Origin of the sequence: Leeuwenhoekiella nanhaiensis, assembly GCF_002744755.1 — a bacterium.
GTDB lineage: Bacteria > Bacteroidota > Bacteroidia > Flavobacteriales > Flavobacteriaceae > Leeuwenhoekiella > Leeuwenhoekiella nanhaiensis.
In genome coordinates this window covers 1-14357 of the sequence record NZ_KZ319294.1, presented here as the reverse complement: position 1 = coordinate 14357, position 14357 = coordinate 1, and the positions used below count along the sequence as shown (strand labels likewise).

At 40.6% G+C, this 14357-nt stretch carries 8 protein-coding genes; 7 read left to right on the top strand and 1 reads right to left on the bottom strand.

Annotated features, from left to right (window positions below):
• The first annotated feature begins 3 nt into the window (after positions 1-3).
• The 6 genes from rplA (at position 4) to CJ305_RS13665 (ending at position 10439) form a co-directional block, all read left to right on the top strand.
• Positions 4-702, top strand: coding sequence for a 50S ribosomal protein L1 (gene rplA / locus CJ305_RS13690; RefSeq protein WP_099646858.1), 699 nt, complete (start codon positions 4-6; stop codon positions 700-702).
• Between the two features lie 10 nt (positions 703-712).
• Positions 713-1234, top strand: a complete 522-nt coding sequence (gene rplJ, locus CJ305_RS13685) for a 50S ribosomal protein L10 (RefSeq protein WP_099646857.1) — start codon at positions 713-715, stop codon at positions 1232-1234.
• A gap of 57 nt (positions 1235-1291) precedes the next feature.
• Positions 1292-1669 carry a 50S ribosomal protein L7/L12 gene (rplL, locus tag CJ305_RS13680; protein ID WP_099646856.1) on the top strand — a complete coding sequence of 126 codons (378 nt, stop codon included), beginning with the start codon at positions 1292-1294 and terminating at the stop codon, positions 1667-1669.
• 189 nt (positions 1670-1858) lie between these two features.
• The gene (gene rpoB, locus CJ305_RS13675; protein ID WP_099646855.1) at positions 1859-5671 is read left to right on the top strand and encodes a DNA-directed RNA polymerase subunit beta; all 3813 of its coding nucleotides are present in this window, start codon (positions 1859-1861) and stop codon (positions 5669-5671) included.
• Between the two features lie 86 nt (positions 5672-5757).
• Positions 5758-10059, top strand: a complete 4302-nt coding sequence (rpoC, locus tag CJ305_RS13670) for a DNA-directed RNA polymerase subunit beta' (RefSeq protein WP_099646854.1) — start codon at positions 5758-5760, stop codon at positions 10057-10059.
• 65 nt (positions 10060-10124) lie between these two features.
• The gene (locus CJ305_RS13665; RefSeq protein ID WP_099646975.1) at positions 10125-10439 is read left to right on the top strand and encodes a DUF3467 domain-containing protein; all 315 of its coding nucleotides are present in this window, start codon (positions 10125-10127) and stop codon (positions 10437-10439) included.
• Positions 10440-10633: 194 nt separating this feature from the next.
• Here CJ305_RS13665 and CJ305_RS13660 read toward each other — a convergent pair whose 3' ends face one another.
• Positions 10634-12220, bottom strand: a complete 1587-nt coding sequence (locus tag CJ305_RS13660) for a peptide chain release factor 3 (protein WP_099646853.1) — start codon at positions 12218-12220, stop codon at positions 10634-10636.
• Positions 12221-12667: 447 nt separating this feature from the next.
• On the opposite strand from CJ305_RS13660, the gene CJ305_RS13655 reads away from it, so the two are divergent.
• A partial coding sequence (locus CJ305_RS13655; protein WP_143469387.1) for a SprB repeat-containing protein occupies positions 12668-14357 on the top strand: 1690 nt, incomplete at its 3' end.

Genomic DNA, 14357 nt, shown 5'->3' with positions numbered 1-14357 from the left:
AAAATGGCAAAAGTAACAAAAAAGCAAAAAGAGGCACGTGCTAAGGTAGATGCGAATGCAACCTATACATTAGCTGAAGCTTCTGCTTTAATTAAAGAAGTAAGCAAAGTTAATTTTGATCCTTCTGTTGACTTGGCTGTACGTCTTAATGTAGATCCACGTAAAGCAAACCAAATGGTTCGCGGTGTGGTTACCCTTCCTCACGGAACAGGTAAAGACGTAAAAGTTTTGGCTCTGGTAACTCCAGATAAAGAAGCTGAGGCTAAAGAAGCTGGAGCAGACTTTGTAGGTCTTGATGAATATTTGGAGAAAATCAAAAACGGCTGGACAGATGTTGATGTAATCATCACAATGCCTAGCGTTATGGGTAAATTAGGTCCTTTAGGACGTGTATTAGGTCCTCGTGGTCTTATGCCGAACCCTAAAACCGGTACGGTAACTATGGATGTGGCAAAAGCTGTATCTGATGTTAAGTCTGGTAAGATTGACTTCAAAGTTGATAAGACAGGTATTGTACACGCTGCAATTGGAAAAGCATCCTTTGATGCTGAAAAGATCGCGGCTAATGCAAGAGAATTGATAACCACATTAGTAAAATTAAAGCCTACCGCTGCTAAAGGTGTATATATTAAGAGTATATACATGTCTAGTACTATGAGTCCTAGTGTAGCTGTAGATTCTAAACGTTTTGCTGAGCAGTAAAAGTTAAATTATGACAAGAGAAGAAAAATCACAGGTAATCGAAGATTTGACTGCGCAGCTGGCTGAAAGTGCTCACATTTATTTAGCAGATATCTCTGGCTTAAATGCAGAGAATACTTCAAAATTAAGAAGAGCTTGCTTTAAAGCAAACGTAAAGCTAGCCGTGGTTAAAAACACCTTGCTTGCAAAAGCAATGGAGAGCTCAGATAAGGATTTTGGTGAGTTGCCTACAACTTTAAAAGGCAACACTTCTATTATGCTTTCTGAAACCGGAAATGCGCCTGCTAAGGTTATTAAAGAATTTCGTAAGAAATCTGACAAGCCTTTATTGAAAGGAGCATTTATTGAAGAGGCTATCTATATTGGCGATAACCAACTGGATGCGCTTGTAGATATCAAGTCGAGAGAAGAACTTATTGGAGACATCGTTGGTCTTCTTCAATCACCAGCTAAGAACGTTATTAGCGCTCTTAAATCTGGAGGTTCAACCATCGCAGGCCTTGTAAAAACCCTTCAGGAACGAGAAGGTTAAAAAACACGTACGCACTTAATTATTTATATAGAAAATTTTTTTTAAAACGATAGAAAAATGGCAGATTTAAAAGATTTCGCAGAACAATTAGTTAACCTTACTGTAAAAGAAGTAAACGAGTTAGCTAGCATTTTAAAAGAGGAGTATGGTATCGAGCCTGCAGCTGCTGCTGTAGCTGTTGCTGGTGGCGCTGCTGCTGGTGGTGATGATGCTGCTGAAGAGCAAACTGAATTTGATGTAATCCTTAAAGCCGCTGGTGGTTCTAAACTTGCAGTTGTAAAACTTGTAAAAGAATTAACCGGAGCTGGTCTTAAAGATGCAAAAGAGATGGTGGATAACGCACCAAGCCCAATCAAAGAAGGTATCGCTAAAGACGAAGCAGAAGCTATCAAAGCTCAATTAGAAGAAGCTGGAGCTGAAGTTGAGCTTAAGTAAGCTTAACTCCTATAAATACAAAGGTTTAGGTCTTTTGCCAAGTGCAAATAGACCTAAACCATTTGTCGTATATAAGGTTTTCCTATAATTACGACTCATTATTGCCTTTGATTTCTTATGTTAAGAAATCTCTGAGTCTCTGAATAGTCAGATTCTCAATTTATTTTAATTAAATTCCGTTCGTTGAAGATGCAAGCAAAACAAGCTGAAAGACTGAATTTCTCATCGGTAAAGAACAGACCTGAATATCCCGACTTTTTGGATATACAGATAAAATCATTTCAGGATTTCTTTCAATTGGAGACCAAGTCTGAAGAAAGAGGAAATGAAGGACTTTACAACACGTTTCTAGAGAACTTCCCAATTACGGATACCCGTAACAATTTCGTACTAGAATTCTTAGATTACTTTGTAGATCCCCCAAGATACTCTATTCAGGAATGTATTGAGCGCGGCTTAACTTATAGTGTTCCACTTAAAGCGCGTTTGAAACTTTACTGTACTGATGAAGAGCACGAAGATTTTGAAACCATAGTTCAGGATGTATATCTTGGTACTATACCTTATATGACACCTAGTGGTACTTTCTGTATCAACGGGGCAGAGCGCGTTGTAGTATCTCAGCTTCACCGTTCTCCTGGTGTATTCTTCGGCCAGTCCTTTCACGCAAACGGTACCAAATTGTATTCAGCCCGTGTAATTCCTTTTAAAGGTTCGTGGATTGAATTTGCTACCGATATTAACAGTGTGATGTATGCGTACATCGATCGTAAGAAAAAGTTACCGGTAACTACTCTTTTCCGTGCTATTGGTTTTGAGCGCGATAAAGACATTTTAGAAATATTTGACCTTGCAGAAGAGGTGAAGGTTTCTAAAACCGGACTTAAAAAATATTTAGGACGAAAACTTGCTGCCCGTGTATTGAATACCTGGCACGAGGATTTCGTAGATGAGGATACCGGTGAAGTGGTATCTATTGAGCGTAACGAGATTGTATTGGATCGTGATACGGTTCTTGAGAAAGAGCATGTAGATGAGATTCTTGATGCAGGTGCTAAAACTATTCTTCTTCATAAAGAGGATAATCAGTTAGCAGATTACGCCATCATCCACAATACCTTACAAAAAGATCCTACAAACTCCGAAAAAGAGGCTGTAGAGCATATATATCGTCAATTGCGTAATGCTGAGCCGCCAGATGAGGAAACAGCACGCGGTATTATTGACAAATTATTCTTTAGCGACCAGCGTTACAACTTAGGTGAAGTAGGTCGTTACCGAATGAACAAAAAATTAGGTTTAGATATCGGTATGGATAAGCAGGTGCTTACCAAGCAGGATATCATTACCATCGTTAAGTATCTTATTGAGTTGATCAACTCAAAAGCAGAGATTGATGATATTGATCACCTTTCTAACCGTCGTGTACGTACTGTGGGTGAGCAGTTATCAACTCAGTTTGGTGTTGGTCTAGCTCGTATGGCTCGTACCATTCGTGAGCGTATGAACGTTCGTGACAATGAGGTATTTACTCCGATTGATTTGATTAATGCGAAAACTCTTTCGTCTGTAATCAATTCATTCTTTGGTACAAACCAGCTTTCTCAGTTTATGGATCAAACCAACCCACTTGCGGAGATTACGCACAAGCGTCGTCTTTCAGCACTAGGGCCCGGTGGTCTTTCTCGTGAGCGTGCAGGTTTTGAGGTTCGTGATGTACACTATACCCACTACGGGCGTCTATGTCCTATCGAAACTCCTGAAGGTCCAAACATTGGTCTGATCTCTTCTTTGGCTGTTTATGCCAAAGTAAACAATATGGGCTTTATCGAAACTCCATATCGTACGGTAACCGATGGTAAGATTGACTTAGAAAGCAAACCACAATATTTAAGCGCGGAAGAAGAAGAAGGTATGTTGATTGCTCAGGCAAACAACCCTATGGATGATTCCGGTAAGATTGAAGAAGATCGTGTTATTGCACGTATGGAAGGTGACTTCCCGGTTGTGGAGCCAAACACAGTACATTATGCTGACGTTTCTCCTAACCAGATCGCTTCCATTTCGGCTTCATTAATTCCATTTCTGGAGCATGATGATGCGAACCGTGCGTTGATGGGATCAAACATGATGCGTCAGGCGGTTCCACTTTTACGTGCTGATTCGCCTATCGTAGGTACCGGTCTTGAACGTCAGGTTGCTTCAGATTCTCGTGTATTGATCAACGCTGAAGGAGAAGGTGTGGTAGAATATGTTGATGCTAACGAAATTACAATCAAGTACGACCGTACCGACGAAGAGCGTATGGTGAGCTTTGATGGCGATAGCAAAACCTATCAGTTGATCAAATTCCGTAAGACAAACCAAAGTACTTCTATTAACCTGAAGCCTATCGTAAGAAGAGGCGACCGTGTTAAGAAAGGACAGGTTCTTTGTCAGGGATACGCTACTGAAGCAGGTGAACTGGCTTTGGGTAGAAACATGAAAGTAGCCTTTATGCCTTGGAAAGGGTATAACTTCGAGGATGCGATCGTAATTTCTGAGAAAGTGGTTCGTGATGACATCTTTACCTCAATTCATGTAGATGAGTATTCATTAGACGTACGTGATACCAAATTAGGTAACGAAGAATTGACCAATGATATTCCTAACGTTTCTGAAGAGGCCACTAAAGACCTTGACGAAAACGGTATGATTCGCATTGGTGCCGAAGTGAAGCCTGGAGATATTCTAATTGGTAAGATTACACCTAAAGGAGAATCAGATCCAACTCCGGAAGAAAAACTACTTCGCGCGATCTTCGGTGATAAGGCTGGTGACGTAAAAGATGCTTCGTTAAAAGCTTCTCCTTCATTAAGAGGGGTTGTTATTGATAAGAAACTTTTCGCTAGAGCAATAAAAGATAAGCGCAAGCGCGCAAAAGATAAAGAAGATATTTCTGCATTAGAGGCAGAATACGATCAGAAGTTTGATGAGCTTAAAGCCATTTTAGTTGACAAATTATTCCAGCTTGTTAATGGTAAGACTGCTCAGGGTGTTAAGAATGATTTAGGGGAAGAAGTATTGCCAAAAGGTAAGAAGTTCACGCTTAAGATGCTTAACGCCGTTGAAGACTATACCCACCTTAATCAGGGAACCTGGACTACAGATGATGCAACCAATGCGTTGATTGCAGATTTGTTACACAACTACCGCATTAAGGAAAATGACCTTCAAGGTAACTTACGTCGTGAGAAATTTACCATCTCTGTAGGAGATGAACTTCCTGCGGGAATCATCAAACTTGCTAAAGTGTACGTTGCTAAAAAACGTAAACTGAAAGTAGGAGATAAGATGGCAGGTCGTCACGGTAACAAAGGTATTGTAGCGCGTATCGTACGTGAGGAGGATATGCCATTCCTGGAAGATGGTACTCCTGTAGATATCGTACTAAACCCGCTGGGTGTACCTTCTCGTATGAACATCGGTCAGATTTATGAAACGGTTCTTGGATGGGCCGGTCAGAAATTAGGACAGAAGTATGCAACGCCAATTTTTGACGGTGCTACTCTTGACCAGATCAATGAACTTACTGATAAGGCAGGTATCCCAAGATTTGGACACACCTATCTGTATGACGGTGGTACCGGTGATCGTTTTGATCAGCCTGCAACCGTCGGGGTTATCTATATGCTTAAACTAGGGCATATGGTTGACGATAAGATGCACGCACGTTCAATAGGACCTTACTCTTTGATTACGCAACAGCCATTAGGTGGTAAAGCACAATTTGGTGGTCAGCGTTTTGGTGAGATGGAGGTTTGGGCTCTTGAGGCTTATGGAGCTTCGGCTACCTTGAGAGAAATCCTTACCGTGAAGTCTGATGATGTGATTGGTAGAGCCAAGACATACGAAAGTATCGTAAAAGGTGAGCCAATGCCAGAACCGGGTCTTCCTGAGTCGTTCAACGTATTGATGCACGAACTTAAAGGTCTGGGTCTAGACATTCGTCTGGAAGAATAGATACTGAAGGGTTGCGCTTCCGCGGAAGCGTAACCTCTTTATAAAGTATCACAAAACAAAAAGAATAATTTTCGACATAAGGTATTATGGCAAGAGATAATGATAAGAATGCAGTAAAGAGATTTGACAAAATCTCTATTGGTCTTGCGTCTCCCGAAGCGATTTTGGCTGAATCACGCGGTGAGGTGTTAAAACCAGAAACTATAAACTACCGTACGCACAAACCAGAGCGTGACGGTTTATTCTGTGAGCGTATCTTTGGTCCTGTTAAGGATTATGAGTGTGCTTGTGGTAAGTATAAGCGTATACGTTACAAGGGCATTGTTTGTGACCGTTGTGGGGTAGAAGTTACTGAGAAGAAGGTACGTAGAGACCGTGTGGGACACATCAATCTTGTGGTTCCTGTTGCGCACATCTGGTACTTTAGAAGTTTGCCAAATAAAATAGGGTATCTTTTAGGTCTTCCTTCCAAGAAATTGGATATGATTATCTATTATGAGCGCTATGTAGTTATTCAGCCGGGTATTGCAAACAACGAAGAAGGAGAGCCATTACAAAAAATGGATTTCCTTACGGAAGAAGAATACCTAAATGTTTTGGATTCAATTCCACAGGAAAATATGTATCTGGAAGATACAGATCCAAACAAATTCATCGCTAAGATGGGTGCTGAGTGTCTTATTGAATTGTTGAGACGTATAGATCTTAACGAGCTTTCTTATGACCTGCGTCATAAAGCAAACAATGAGACTTCAAAACAACGTAAAACGGAAGCTTTAAAGCGTCTTCAGGTAGTTGAAGCTTTACGTGATGCTAATAAGAATCGCGAAAATCTTCCGGAGTGGATGATAATGAAAGTAATCCCGGTAATTCCACCAGAATTGCGTCCGCTTGTGCCACTTGATGGTGGTCGTTTTGCAACTTCAGATTTAAATGACTTATACCGTCGTGTGATCATTCGTAACAACCGTTTGAAGCGTTTGATGGAAATCAAAGCTCCAGAGGTAATCTTGCGTAATGAGAAGCGTATGCTTCAGGAAGCGGTAGATTCATTATTTGATAACACCCGTAAGTCTTCAGCAGTAAAAACCGATTCTAACAGACCTTTGAAGTCACTTTCTGACTCACTTAAAGGTAAGCAGGGTCGTTTCCGTCAGAACTTACTTGGTAAGCGTGTTGATTATTCTGCACGTTCAGTAATTGTTGTAGGACCAGAATTAAAACTTTACGAGTGCGGTTTGCCAAAAGATATGGCTGCTGAACTTTACAAACCTTTCGTAATCAGAAAACTGATTGAGCGTGGTATTGTAAAAACCGTAAAGTCTGCTAAAAAGATTATTGATAAGAAAGAGCCTGTAGTTTGGGACATCCTGGAAAACGTTCTTAAAGGACATCCGGTGTTACTAAACCGTGCTCCAACGCTTCACCGTTTGGGTATTCAGGCGTTTCAGCCTAAATTAATTGAAGGTAAGGCAATTCAGCTTCACCCATTAGTTTGTACCGCATTTAACGCGGATTTTGATGGTGACCAGATGGCGGTTCACCTTCCATTAGGACCTGAGGCTATTCTTGAAGCGCAGATGTTAATGCTTGCTTCAAACAATATCCTTAACCCTGCTAACGGTGCTCCTATTACGGTACCTTCTCAGGATATGGTATTGGGTCTATATTATATGACCAAAGCCCGTAAGAGTACTCCAGAGCATCCAATTTTAGGAGAAGGGATTACCTTTTACAGCCCTGAAGAAGTGGTTATCGCACACAACCAGAAGCGTGTAAATATTAACGCGATTATTAAAATACGCACCAAGGATTTCAATGAAGCCGGAGAATTAGTTCCGCAAATTATTGAGACTACTGTAGGTCGTGTATTATTTAATGAAAGCGTACCTGAAGAGGCCGGTTACATTAACGAAGTATTGACCAAAAAGTCGTTACGTGATGTAATCGCTCGTATTTTGAAGCTTACTAATGTTCCGCGTACCGCAGAATTCTTAGATAGCATCAAAACATTAGGATATACATTCGCATTTAGAGGTGGACTTTCATTCTCATTAGGGGATATCATTATTCCTGCTGAAAAGTATGAGATGATTGAAGAGGCCAATACGCAGGTAGACGGCATTATGTCTAGCTACAACATGGGTCTTATTACCAACTCTGAGCGTTACAACCAGGTAATTGATGTATGGACGTCGACTAACGCGTCGCTTACTGAGTTATCTATGAAGCGTATCCGTGAAGATCAACAAGGATTTAACTCGGTATTTATGATGCTTGACTCCGGGGCTCGTGGATCTAAAGAACAGATTCGTCAGTTAACCGGTATGCGTGGTTTGATGGCTAAGCCTAAAAAGTCAAACGACGGTGGTGGAGCCATTATTGAAAACCCGATTCTTTCTAACTTTAAGGAAGGCCTTTCAATTCTTGAATACTTTATCTCTACTCACGGTGCACGTAAAGGTCTTGCAGATACCGCACTTAAAACTGCGGATGCGGGTTACTTAACCCGTCGTCTTGTGGACGTTTCTCAGGATGTGATCGTAAACAGTGAAGATTGCGATACCTTAAGAGGTGTTGAAGTATCTGCACTTAAGAAAAATGAAGAGATTGTTGAAACGCTTGAAGCGCGTATAATAGGTCGTATTGCTCTTAATGATGTAATCAACCCATTAGACGGGGAAGTAATAGTTGTTGCCGGCCAGGAAATTTCTGAAGAATTGGCAGCTGAGATTTCTAAAGCGCCTATTGAAAGTGTAGAAGTACGTTCTCCACTTACTTGTGAAGCTCCTAAAGGAATCTGTGCTAAATGTTACGGTAGAAACCTTGCGACCAATAAGATGGTTCAGATGGGTGAAGCTGTAGGTGTTGTGGCTGCTCAGTCAATTGGTGAGCCGGGTACACAGCTTACACTACGTACCTTCCACGTGGGTGGTATTGCAGGTAACATTTCCGAAGAGAATAAGGTTGTTTCTAAATTTGACGGTCGTCTGGAGATTGAAGATCTTAAGACTGTTGAAGGTGAGGCGCCAGATGGTTCTACTTCCAATATCGTTATTTCACGTACTTCAGAAGCTAAAATCGTTGACGCTAAAACTGGAATTCTTCTTAGTACAAACAACATTCCTTACGGTTCTCAGCTCTTTATGAAAGATGGAGACAAAGTTTCTAAGGGTGATGTAATCTGTACCTGGGATCCATTTAACGGTGTGATCATTTCAGAATTTGCCGGTAAGATCAAATACGAAAATATCGAGCAAGGGGTAACGTATCAGGTTGAGACCGATGAACAAACCGGTTTCCAGGAGAAAGTTATTTCAGAATCACGTAACAAACGTATGATTCCTACCTTACACATTATGGGTAAAAAAGACGAAGTAATTCGTTCATACAACTTACCTGTAGGTGCTCACTTGATGGTAGATAATGACGAGAAGATTAAAATTGGTAAAATCCTGGTTAAAATACCACGTAAGTCTGCAAAAGCAGGGGATATTACCGGTGGTCTCCCACGTGTAACCGAATTGTTTGAAGCACGTAATCCATCTAACCCTGCTGTAGTAAGTGAGATTGATGGTGTGGTTTCTTTCGGTAAAATTAAGCGTGGTAACCGTGAGATTATCGTTGAATCTAAACTTGGAGAGGTTAAAAAATACCTTGTGAAACTTTCGAACCAGATCCTTGTTCAGGAGAATGACTTCGTAAGAGCGGGTATGCCGTTGTCTGATGGTTCTGTAACTCCGGAAGATATTCTTGCAATTAAAGGTCCATCTGCTGTTCAACAGTACTTGGTAAATGAAGTTCAGGAAGTTTACCGTTTACAGGGTGTGAAGATTAATGACAAGCACTTTGAGGTAGTTGTTCGTCAAATGATGCGTAAAGTACGTATTCAGGATCCGGGTGATACTATCTTCCTAGAGAACCAACTGGTACACAAAGATGACTTCATCGCAGAAAATGACGCTATTTTCGGTATGAAAGTTATTGAAGATGCCGGTGACTCTGATACCTTAAAGCCTGGTCAAATCATTTCGCCAAGAGACTTGAGAGATGCTAACTCAATCTTAAGAAGAGAAGATAAGACCCTGGCAACAGCTCGCGACGTTGTCGCTGCTACGGCTACTCCGGTTCTTCAGGGAATTACCAGAGCTTCGCTTCAAACGAAGTCCTTTATCTCTGCGGCTTCGTTCCAGGAGACTACAAAAGTTCTTAACGAAGCAGCGGTAAGCGGTAAGATAGATGAACTTGAAGGTCTGAAAGAGAATGTAATTGTAGGTCATAGAATTCCTGCTGGTACCGGTCTAAGACGATACGATAAGATTATCGTAGGTAGCAAGCAAGAGCTTGAAGAACTCAATGCAGCTCGAGAAGAAGTAAACTTTAATTAATAATTATATAGAAAACAGCTTCATTTTTAATGAAGCTGTTTTTTTATACCCAAATGTCAGATAATATGGCTGAAGAAGATAAAAATCAAAACCCGCAATTGAATATAGAACTGGACGAAGCAACTGCTCAGGGCCAATATTCAAATCTTGCGATAATTAATCATTCCATTTCAGAGTTTGTGGTTGATTTTATAAATATTATGCCGGGTACTCCTAAGAGTAAGGTAAAGTCACGAATAATTTTGACGCCACAACATGCCAAGCGTTTGGCAAAGGCACTTCAGGAAAATGTGAAGCGTTTTGAGCAGGCTCATGGTGAAATCAAAGATTATGAAAAGCAACCCATTCCTTTGAATTTTGGTCCAACGGGTCAGGCTTAAACTTTGGGTTAGACTGAATTTTATCTTACAGCGCAGATTATTCTTAAATCTTATTGAGGGTTTACGTATTGATAAATTTTAATTATACCCATCAAAAAAGAGGCTTTAAATCACGTGATTTAAAGCCTCTTTTTTGTTTTTACGACTTCTTGTGTGTTTAAAATATTTAGATCGTTAATTAGGCTTTATTTTAACTAAAACTCAGAAACGAAGTGCAATTTGACATTAGGATATTTTTGCTGAGTCATCTGTAAGGTAAACGGAGAATCCGCAAAAAATACCAGTTGGCCGCGTTTATCTTTAGCCATAAAACGCTGCTTTACACGTAAGAATTCTTTGAATTCTTCACTTTTAGGGTCTTTTGGTTCTACCCAGCAGGCTTTATGAACGCTCAGGGGCTCATAGGTACATTTGGCTCCGTATTCGTGTTCTAACCGGTATTGAATAACTTCGTATTGAAGGGCGCCAACGGTTCCAATTACCTTTCTACCGTTCAATTCAAGCGTAAAAAGCTGAGCAACCCCTTCATCCATCAACTGGTCAATGCCTTTCTCCAATTGCTTGGATTTCATAGGGTCTGCATTGTTGATGTACCTAAAATGCTCTGGTGAGAATGCAGGGATTCCTCTGTAATGAATTTCTTCTCCTTCAGTCAGGGTATCACCTATTTTAAAATTTCCGGTATCGTGTAGTCCAACAATATCCCCGGGATAGGAAATATCCACGATTTCTTTCCGCTCTGCGAAAAAAGCATTCGGACTCGAAAACTTCATTTTTTTACCGTTTCTAACGTGTAAATAAGGAGTATTCCGTTCAAAAACGCCTGAAACTATCTTCACAAAAGCCAAACGATCCCGGTGTTTGGGATCCATATTTGCGTGAATTTTAAAAACAAAACCCGTGAAATCTTTTTCTTCAGGCTTTACGATACGTTCTTCACTTTCTTTAGGACGTGGTGGGGGAGCGATGCTGATAAAACAGTCTAATAGTTCGCGCACTCCAAAATTGTTAAGTGCAGAACCAAAGAATACGGGTTGTTGCTCAGCTTGCAGATAGGCATTACGGTCAAAATCAGGATATACACCCGTCACCAACTCCAGTTCATCTCTTAAATTATCTGCAGACTTCTTGCCTATTAGTTGATCTAATTCTGCAGAGTTCAGGTCTTCAATTTCTACAGTTTCTTCAATATTCTTGCGACTATCTCCGCTAAATAGATTTACATTTTTCTCCCAAATGTTATAAATGCCTTTGAAATCGTAACCCATACCTATTGGGAAGCTCAATGGGGTAACTGTCAGGTTGAGCTTCTGCTCAATTTCATCAAGCAATTCAAACGCGTCTTTTCCTTCACGATCTAATTTATTAATAAATACGATCATGGGGATTTTGCGCATCCTACACACTTCTACGAGCTTTTCGGTCTGCTCTTCTACACCTTTTGCCACATCAACCACCACGATTACGCTATCTACTGCAGTTAATGTTCTAAAAGTGTCTTCAGCAAAATCCTTGTGTCCCGGAGTATCGAGAATGTTGATTTTTGTGCCATTATATTCAAATGCCAGGACTGAAGTAGCAACTGAGATACCACGCTGACGCTCAATTTCCATAAAGTCGCTCGTTGCTCCTTTCTTGATTTTATTGGACTTTACGGCTCCTGCTTCTTGTATAGCCCCTCCAAACAGAAGTAACTTTTCGGTCAGTGTAGTTTTACCGGCATCAGGATGTGATACAATTCCGAAGGTACGTCTGCGAGCTATTTCTTTTTTGACATTCATCGTGTTCTTTTTAAGGCTCGCAAATATACTATATACACATTTATAAAATTCAATTTGTAGGTGAAAGGGTTTAACTACTGTTAAAGTGTTAAAAAAAATAGCCAAAACGCAACTCTCTGAAATAGAGTATTCTGCAAAAGTGTTTTTTGGCTAATTAAAAACTGGTTATATCCAAAAGCTAAGATATTGTTAAAAAACAGGCCTGAACTCACTCTATATTTGGACTATCCCAACTTTAACAAATTTCAATAAGTGCGATGCTTCAAGCCCCTGATGAAGTAACTGTGCTGTTAAAGGTCATTCTTATGAATATGGGACAATTATATGTAAGATTTATCGAGAAGTTCTTCTCGACCTTTCCCTTCTCATTATTTCGTTCCAAAAGCAGAGGCCTATGGTCTTTGATAAACAACGCTATGATTTCGTGTCATTTACAAAAATGTTAGTATGAAACAAGAAACTACTTTTTTAACATCTGGGAATACCTTTTTAAATCAGACCATCTTGGCGCTGATGCTTTTTATTTCCACGGTCTCATTTTCCCAGGTAGCACCTGTGCTTTTTCCGGACGGGGGCTTTAATATTGACGGAAACCTGGATTCGGATGGTTCTACCGGAGACTGGCTGGGTACTCGCTCCAATAGCTTTGTATTTGATATTTACCCGGCTTTTCCACTGGGAGATGCATTACGTGCTAGCCCCGTTACTGCCGTCTCTACATTTCGGGTCATTGACGCCTATGACGGCAATGATGATATATTTCAGGGTGGGGGTAAGTACACTGACGACCCGTCTACATGGAAAGTTAACCCTAACGCTAAGTCTGGAGGTAAAGGAGATATAAATAATGTTCTACTCCATGTCGGCCAGGATGATACTGGCGATCAATGGGTAATTGTAGCGAGTGATCGCTTAGTTACTACTGGAACGAGCTACATAGATTTTGAATTTTTACAAAAGCCATTAACCTATAACAATAGTACAACAGGTTTTATAACTCAAGGTCAGGACGGAGGAAGAACATTGGGAGACATTCTTATCTCAGTTTCTTATACTAATGGAGGGTCGCTTGCGACAGTAAGATATTATGAATGGGAAGTTGACGCAACTTCAGCTCTGGGCTTTAACTATATTGAGAATACAACGCCTCAACCCACGCGCTTTGGTGCTAGCAACATAGGGACAGTTCCCACAAATATTGGGGCTTATGGCGTAAATCAGTATACCGCCAATCAGTTTGTAGAAGCAGCAATAAATATAAGCGCCTTTTTCGAAACAGGTGATCCTTGTGATGGTTTAACTATTGGAACAATTTTAGTGAAAACCAAATCTTCAGATGCTGACACAGCTGCGTTAGATGACGTGGTTGCTCCGATTCCGGTTCGGTTAAATTTAGGTACGGCTGAAATTGATTATGCAGATGCAGATTTTTGTTCACCATCGGCAAGTGTAAATCTTCTAGGTGTTGAAGGTGGAACTTTCAGCGCTTCACCTTCTGGACTTGCTATTAATTCTTCAACCGGAGAAATAGATGTAGATTCCAGTTCTCCGGGAACCTACACAGTTACCTATAGCTTCACAACCGGAACTTGTCCTAAGAGTGTTACTACAACAGTTGTCATCCCTGATACTTCACCTGTACCCACAACTATTGATGAGAATTTCTGTAAAAATACCGGTGTAAAAAATTACAATGTTACTGCTACTCCTGGATATACTCTTAATTATTACGCTTCAAACGATCCGATAGCCAGCCCTTTAACAACAGTTCCAACTGTGAATACAGACTCTGAGTCTGTAGGCTTGTATATCGTTTATGTAAGTCAAAGTAAAGCAGGATCTTGTGAAAGTGAGCGTGTGCCCGTAAGTATCCAGATTGCTTCAGCTTTAGTGGTCACCGAAAGTATAACGAATGTAGCTTGTTTTGAGGAGTCGAATGGTGCTATTGATCTTACCGTTTCGGGTGGAAGTGGTACTTATGTATTTGAATGGAAGGATTCTTCTAACGCGGTTATTGCTGCCACTGAAGATTTAAGTGGATTGGAAGCAGGTACTTATACGGTAACCATTACTTCAGATAGTGATTGTTCGTTTACCGAAACATATACGATCACCGAGCCAGTAGCGGTAACAGTAG

Excerpts from the sequence above, each read along its gene's own strand:
- rplA (WP_099646858.1), top strand. The coding sequence starts at position 4 with ATGGCAAAAGTAACAAAAAAGCAAAAAGAGGCACGTGCTAAGGTAGAT.
- rplJ (WP_099646857.1), top strand. The coding sequence starts at position 713 with ATGACAAGAGAAGAAAAATCACAGGTAATCGAAGATTTGACTGCGCAG.
- rplL (WP_099646856.1), top strand. The coding sequence starts at position 1,292 with ATGGCAGATTTAAAAGATTTCGCAGAACAATTAGTTAACCTTACTGTA.
- rpoB (WP_099646855.1), top strand. The coding sequence starts at position 1,859 with ATGCAAGCAAAACAAGCTGAAAGACTGAATTTCTCATCGGTAAAGAAC.
- rpoC (WP_099646854.1), top strand. The coding sequence starts at position 5,758 with ATGGCAAGAGATAATGATAAGAATGCAGTAAAGAGATTTGACAAAATC.
- CJ305_RS13665 (WP_099646975.1), top strand. The coding sequence starts at position 10,125 with ATGGCTGAAGAAGATAAAAATCAAAACCCGCAATTGAATATAGAACTG.
- CJ305_RS13660 (WP_099646853.1), bottom strand. The coding sequence starts at position 12,220 with ATGAATGTCAAAAAAGAAATAGCTCGCAGACGTACCTTCGGAATTGTA.